The sequence below is a fragment of the Mesorhizobium sp. M7A.F.Ca.US.014.04.1.1 genome, from assembly GCF_003998745.1.
Classification (GTDB): Bacteria; Pseudomonadota; Alphaproteobacteria; order Rhizobiales; family Rhizobiaceae; genus Mesorhizobium; species Mesorhizobium ciceri.
Genome location: NZ_RZRW01000518.1, coordinates 1 through 3,959 on the forward strand (window position 1 = coordinate 1; position 3,959 = coordinate 3,959).

Here is a 3,959-nt window from a genome sequence, read left to right on the forward strand (position 1 = left end):
TTCGAAGGCATTTTGCGGAGACGCTCTCGCCAGTTTGTTGGTAAAAGGAGAGATCGGCCTGACTGACCCTGTTCAGACGCACCTGCCTGACGGTTTCGTGGTGCCTGAGAAGGATGGGCGGACCCTAAGGATCATCGACCTCGCGACACAGACATCCGGCCTGCCGCGCGAGATGGCCCAGGCAGGTGGAACACCCAACGATCCCTACGCCGGCCACACAAAGGAAGCGATGATCGCAGCCATGCACGGGGAGCCGTTTCTGTTTCCTCCCGGAACTGGCGCGCTCTATTCGAACCTGGGCTTCGACCTCCTGGGACTGGCGATCAGCGGAGCGGCTGGCAAGCCGTACGCTACCGTCTTGGAGGAGCGTGTGTTGCGGCCACGCGGCATGGTGGACACGGTCTTCAATCCGCGACCTGGTGACGAGGGCCGGCTGATGCAGGGCCACAATTTCGACGGCACGCCGCTTCCCTTCGTGCCGACACCGATGACGATGGAATGCGCCTCGGGGCTTTATACGACGCCCAACGATATGCTGAAGTGGATAGCCTGGCACTTGGCTCAAGGCGGCTCCGAGGACGATGCACGCCGCATTATCGACCACGCCAGCCTAGTCCGGAGGGATGGGCTCTCTCCGGCGCTGGGCCTCGACGACGGTGGCGCGCCGATGGATGCGATGGCACTCGGTTGGGTTGTGGTAGAGGCCGACGGCAACCGTCCGCTGGTGCTTCACAAATCCGGAGGGCGACAAGGCATGTTTACATATGTTGCCATCGCGCCGACGCGCGGCGTCGGCGTCTTCGCGGCGATCAACCAGTTCAACGCCGGGGGCTTTGAAGCAATGGTGCACGCAGTAAACGAACTGATCTATCAGCTCGCGCCCCGCTGACTGCGCTCTCGTCTCACAATCAGATTTCTCGTCGAGGACATTCCAATGACCGGTTCAGGCCACAGGCGCTTGCTCATCCTCTGCTTCACGGCAGCCTGCGTCCTTGCGGCTCCTCACGTCGCCGCCGCCAAAGATCGTCTGCTTGAGGAAGCCGTGGGATTTGCCGGCGGCATCGCCTTCCTGGGCTCGGGCGCTCCTGGCCTCGTGATCGCCGCGGTTCGCAACGGCGAGACGGCCTTCGCTGGCTTCGGCGAAATCCGCAAGGGCTCGGGGCAGGTGCCCGACGAACATACGCTGATGCGGATAGCCTCGATCTCCAAGACCTTCTGCGGCGATCTGATGGGCTCGATGATTGTGGATGGCGTCATCGGCGCGACCGATCCCCTTGCCAAACACCTCGGGAAGGACTGGACCGTGCCTGGGCTCGAAGGACGAACGCCGAGGCTCATCGATCTGGTGACGCAGGCATCCGGCCTGCCGCGCGAGGTACCGAACCAGACAGGCGGCACGCCGGACGACCCGTTCGCCGGCAATCCCTTCGACCTCAGCCGCGCTGAGCTTGCGAAGCCAGAACCCTATCTTTTCCCTCCCGGCACGGGTGCCTTTTACTCGAACTGGGGTTACGATCTGCTCGGCCTCGCGCTGGCCAATGCCGGTGGCAAGTCCTATGGCGATCTGCTGGCCGAGCGGGTGCTCACGCCCCGCCAACTGACCGACACCAAGCTCAACCTGGCGGAAGGCGATGCGGCGCGGACCATGCAGGGCCATTTCTTCGACGGCACACCGTTGCCCCTCGTTCCTTCGCCGGAAACGATCGGATGCGCGGGCGGGCTCTACACCTCCGCCGCCGACATGATGAAGTTCATGGCCTGGCACCTTCGCAAGGATGCGGCCGGCGATGCGGAGCGTACCGTCGACCATGCGGGCTGGCTCTGGCGCGACGGTCTCTCGCCGGTAATCGGCATCGACGATGCGGGGTCAATGGGAATGATGACGCTTGGCTGGGTCGGAGTTCTGGCCGACAAGGACAAGCCCATGATGCTCAACAAGACCGGCGGATTGCAGGGGCAGTTCAGTTATGTGGTGTTGGCGCCAACGCGCGGTGTCGGTGTCTTCGCCTCGATCAATCAGTTCAGTGTCGGTGGGTTCAAGGCGATGGTCGCAGCAACGAATGATCTCGTCGCGCAACTTGCGCCAAGATAAGGGCAGTTCAGGCGGGAGCTACGCCACCTAATACGAGCTGATTAGCTGGAACAAAAAACGCGTGCCGGTATCAGTCAGACCTCGGTTATCTCTGAACGGTACCGCAACAAGCGCCCTTGCATTGAGGTGTTGCCCAAATGCAGCCTTTGCACCTATTCCGGCCGAGCCGAGTTCCGCCTCAATGTAATCCACGCCCGTATCGTGGTTCCAGACCGCACCGTAATCGACATAAGCAAACACGTTCAGATTTGGGATCGGCAAAGCCTCCGGGAGTTCGATGTTGCGTCCCAATTCCAGCGAGGCCGCTATCCCGCTATCGCCTGAAGCGGCCGAGCCATCGAAAGCCAGGCCATAGGGATCGCCGCCGAGCACCAACTGGACCGACGATGGCACCGCCGTCGGCGCATATTGCGCAGCCACTCTGAGGTGGGCGACGGCCAGCGAAGCGATCTCCTTGGTAAGGTCGAGGTCGCCCCGAAAATACCTGTAGTCATCAGGAACGCCTGGACGCGGTGCAAGCGGATCGGTGCTGCTGCTCGCGCCAAAGCCGTCGAGGCCTTGGCCGAAAGTACCTGTCAGCGTGATGGCGCCGTTTTCCAACTCACCGGTATACTTAAGGGAGGCCGCCAGCCATCGGAGGTCCTCATCCGTCTGCGTTTCGCCGCCCAACGCCAGCGAGTTGTCCTTGAAGTTCAATTCAAGGCGGCTAAACAGGCTGTGGTCAATTGTCCGCAGCAGTGGGTAGTTGACATACGCGCTGCCGAACCTAGAGGCTATGTCGAGCTCGAGAGGCTTGAGGTCGGCGCCCGGCTGGGAAGAGACATAACCGATGCTGTATCCTACATGCAGTCCGTCATACCCGATCGGGACATCGTGCGAAGCCAGCACGAACTTCAACTCCTCGGGACTGTCCGGAATGGTCACCAGGGCGATGTTCGCCACATCGAACAGCCTAAGCGCATCGTTGAAGGTGCCGGTGCCGGTCAGCTGAAATGGGCCGACGGCTTTGCTGCCGAGATTGTCGACTATTGCGTTTGCGCCGGCCCGCTTGAAGCCAATGTCGAGTTTCAGATCACAGCCGGCGGAGGGCGTTTCGGGCCGAATGAAAGTGCCTTCGATGGTCAGGCCGCCAAGATCGCTCATCAGCAACAGCACGCGCTCGGCCTCCTTGATCCGGATTGGCCGCATGGCGACGATGCGATCGATGTAAGGTTTCAAACGCCGGTCAATATCAGGGATGGCGCTGTTGATGGTGACCCGGCGCACATAGGATTCGTAGAGAACGATGACGACGTTGCCGGATGAAAAGTCCTGCTCGGGAACGACGGCCCACGAGAAATATCCGGCCTTCTGGTAGATCTCGTCGATCCGCTCGGCGATGGCGTAAAGGTCGGCGGCGCTTATCTTTTTGTTCCGCTGCGCGGCCCACGCTTGCTCCAGCGTAGCGCTGGGCACCGTCACCGCGCCTCGAACGGTTATCGACCTCAAGGTAAACATTGTTTTTTCGGCTTGTTCCGAGCTCGTTGCCTTGCGTGCATCCGGAACTGACAGGTCAATCGTGCCGGGCTTCCTCGGAGCGGAATAGCGTCGGATGATCTCGTTCTGATCCGAAACCACCGAATCGATCCGCTCGGGGATCGTCTGGCTAAGGCTCGGTCCGACCATGAAGGCACTGGTTGCAAGACTGATGGACACGCGACGTACTGCGTCGAACCAGTGGGACAGCGCCTTGCGAAGAGGCATCAATCAAACTCGCTGACATGTCGTGGCAGGGATAATCAACGGTTATTCGAAACTTGGTTTAGCAAATTAGCAAATATGTTGGGGTCCGTCATCCCGCGATGCACACCCGTCAGTGCCCCAACAA

Annotated in this window: 3 protein-coding genes; 2 read left to right on the forward strand and 1 reads right to left on the reverse strand. The window is 60.8% G+C overall.

Translation table 11 applies throughout. From position 1 onward, the window contains the following. Both EOA22_RS26480 and ampH read left to right on the forward strand, forming a co-directional pair. Window positions 1-889, forward strand: an 889-nt coding sequence (locus EOA22_RS26480; RefSeq protein WP_127390329.1) for a serine hydrolase, incomplete at its 5' end; no start/stop codon positions are given. A gap of 45 nt (window positions 890-934) precedes the next feature. Beyond that, on the forward strand, window positions 935-2,092 hold the full coding sequence (gene ampH / locus EOA22_RS26485) for a D-alanyl-D-alanine-carboxypeptidase/endopeptidase AmpH (RefSeq protein WP_127390330.1): 1,158 nt from the start codon (window positions 935-937) through the stop codon (window positions 2,090-2,092). A gap of 27 nt (window positions 2,093-2,119) precedes the next feature. On the opposite strand, the gene EOA22_RS26490 is transcribed toward ampH, so the two are convergent. Beyond that, window positions 2,120-3,835, reverse strand: coding sequence for a ShlB/FhaC/HecB family hemolysin secretion/activation protein (locus EOA22_RS26490; RefSeq protein ID WP_127390331.1), 1,716 nt, complete (start codon window positions 3,833-3,835; stop codon window positions 2,120-2,122). Window positions 3,836-3,959: the final 124 nt, after the last annotated feature.

Bases quoted from the DNA above. Each gene is read 5' to 3' on its own strand.
- ampH (WP_127390330.1), top strand. From the start codon at position 935: ATGACCGGTTCAGGCCACAGGCGCTTGCTCATCCTCTGCTTCACGGCA.
- EOA22_RS26490 (WP_127390331.1), bottom strand. From the start codon at position 3,835: ATGCCTCTTCGCAAGGCGCTGTCCCACTGGTTCGACGCAGTACGTCGC.